At 60.7% G+C, this 2432-nt stretch carries 2 protein-coding genes; both read left to right on the forward strand.

Going from position 1 to position 2432, the window contains the following annotated elements; all coding sequences use genetic code 11:
* Positions 1-137 precede the first annotated feature (137 nt).
* Positions 138-1580 carry an NADP-dependent succinate-semialdehyde dehydrogenase gene (gene gabD / locus ACRESD_RS15985; RefSeq protein WP_431751810.1) on the forward strand — a complete coding sequence of 481 codons (1443 nt, stop codon included), beginning with the start codon at positions 138-140 and terminating at the stop codon, positions 1578-1580.
* Between the two features lie 183 nt (positions 1581-1763).
* Positions 1764-2432, forward strand: a 669-nt coding sequence (locus ACRESD_RS15990; protein ID WP_431751811.1) for an aminotransferase class III-fold pyridoxal phosphate-dependent enzyme, incomplete at its 3' end; no start/stop codon positions are given.

Genomic DNA, 2432 nt, shown 5'->3' on the forward strand with positions numbered 1-2432 from the left:
TTCAAACGCTCTGTCTCCCGTGCGCTATCCACTCCTCTTGCGCGCTGGGGCTGATTTCCCTGACGGCAGCCCACAAGGCGCCTTTCAACAACTCTAATTCGCTCCGCGTGCGCGCGGTGCTGTTAAGGAAAGCCGACATGCAGCTTAAAGATGCCCAGTTGTTCCGCCAGCAAGCTTTTATCGATGGCGCTTGGGTCGATGCGGACAATGGTCAGACCATCAAGGTCAACAACCCGGCCACGGGCGAAATTCTCGGTACTGTGCCGAAGATGGGCGCCGCTGAAACCCGCCGCGCGATCGAAGCCGCCGACAAGGCCCTGCCGGCCTGGCGTGCACTGACTGCCAAGGAGCGAGCCAACAAGCTGCGTCGTTGGTTCGAACTGCTGATCGAAAACCAGGAAGACCTCGGTCGCCTGATGACGCTCGAACAAGGCAAGCCGCTGGCCGAAGCCAAGGGCGAAATCGTCTACGCCGCGTCCTTTATCGAGTGGTTCGCCGAAGAGGCCAAGCGCATCTACGGCGACGTGATCCCCGGCCACCAACCCGACAAGCGCCTGATTGTGATCAAGCAGCCTATCGGCGTGACCGCAGCCATCACTCCGTGGAACTTCCCGGCCGCGATGATCACCCGTAAAGCCGGCCCGGCCCTGGCCGCAGGCTGCACCATGGTGATCAAGCCCGCTTCGCAAACCCCGTTCTCGGCCCTGGCCCTGGTTGAACTGGCACACCGTGCCGGTATCCCGAAAGGCGTGCTGAGCGTGGTCACCGGCAGCGCCGGCGACATCGGCGGCGAGCTGACCAGCAACCCGATCGTGCGTAAATTGTCCTTCACCGGCTCCACCGAAATCGGTCGCCAGCTGATGGCCGAATGCGCCAAGGACATCAAGAAAGTCTCCCTGGAACTGGGCGGTAACGCGCCATTCATCGTGTTCGACGACGCGGACCTGGATAAGGCCGTCGAAGGCGCGATCATCTCCAAGTACCGCAACAACGGCCAGACCTGCGTCTGCGCCAACCGCCTGTACATCCAGGATTCGGTGTACGACGCGTTCGCGGAAAAACTCAAGGTGGCCGTGACCAAATTGAAGATTGGCAACGGTCTCGAAGAAGGCACCACCACTGGCCCGCTGATCGATGAAAAAGCTGTGGCCAAGGTGCAGGAACACATTGCCGACGCCCTGAAAAAAGGCGCCACGTTGCTGGCCGGTGGCAAGGTGATGGAAGGCAACTTCTTCGAGCCGACCATCCTCACCAACGTGCCGAAAGACGCCGCCGTCGCCAAGGAAGAAACCTTTGGTCCGCTGGCGCCGCTGTTCCGCTTCAAGGACGAAGCTGAAGTGATCGCGATGTCCAACGACACCGAGTTCGGCCTGGCTTCCTACTTCTACGCCCGCGACCTGGGCCGTGTGTTCCGCGTGGCCGAAGCCCTGGAATACGGCATGGTCGGCGTCAACACCGGGTTGATCTCCAACGAAGTGGCGCCGTTCGGCGGCATCAAGGCTTCGGGCCTGGGCCGTGAAGGCTCCAAGTACGGGATCGAGGACTACCTGGAAATCAAATACCTCTGCCTGGGCATCTAACGTCCGGCAAGGCATTGCAGCAAACGCAGAGGGCACGAGAGCGCTGACCCTTTGCGTGTTTCACCCCGTAATTCGTAGTGGCCGGGAAAGCTGTGGCAGTCGATCATCGCATGCTGCCGTAGTTGCCTCCCCGCCACGTATTCCTTGGACCACGCCACCCGATGAGTGGCGAATGAGGACTTTATGAGCAAGACCAACGCATCCCTGATGAAACGCCGCGAAGCCGCTGTACCACGCGGTGTTGGCCAGATTCACCCGATCTTCGCCGAATCCGCGAAGAACGCCACCGTGACCGATGTTGAAGGTCGCGAGTTCATCGACTTCGCCGGTGGTATCGCCGTGCTGAACACCGGCCACGTGCACCCGAAAATCATCGCGGCCGTGACCGAGCAACTGAACAAGCTGACTCACACTTGCTTCCAGGTTCTGGCCTACGAGCCTTACGTGGAACTGTGCGAAAAAGTGAACGCCAAGGTGCCAGGTGATTTCGCCAAGAAAACCCTGCTGGTCACCACCGGTTCCGAAGCCGTTGAGAACGCCGTGAAAATCGCCCGTGCCGCCACTGGCCGTGCCGGCGTGATCGCGTTCACCGGCGCTTACCATGGCCGCACCATGATGACCCTGGGCCTGACCGGTAAAGTCGTGCCTTACTCGGCCGGCATGGGCCTGATGCCAGGCGGCATCTTCCGTGCGCTGTACCCGAACGAACTGCACGGTGTGAGCATCGACGATTCGATCGCCAGCATCGAACGCATCTTCAAGAACGATGCCGAGCCGCGTGACATCGCTGCCATCATCATCGAGCCGGTCCAGGGCGAAGGTGGTTTCTACGTCGCGCCGAAAGCCTTCATG

The sequence above is a fragment of the Pseudomonas sp. genome, assembly GCF_050739995.1.
In the GTDB taxonomy this organism is placed as follows: Bacteria; Pseudomonadota; Gammaproteobacteria; order Pseudomonadales; family Pseudomonadaceae; genus Aquipseudomonas.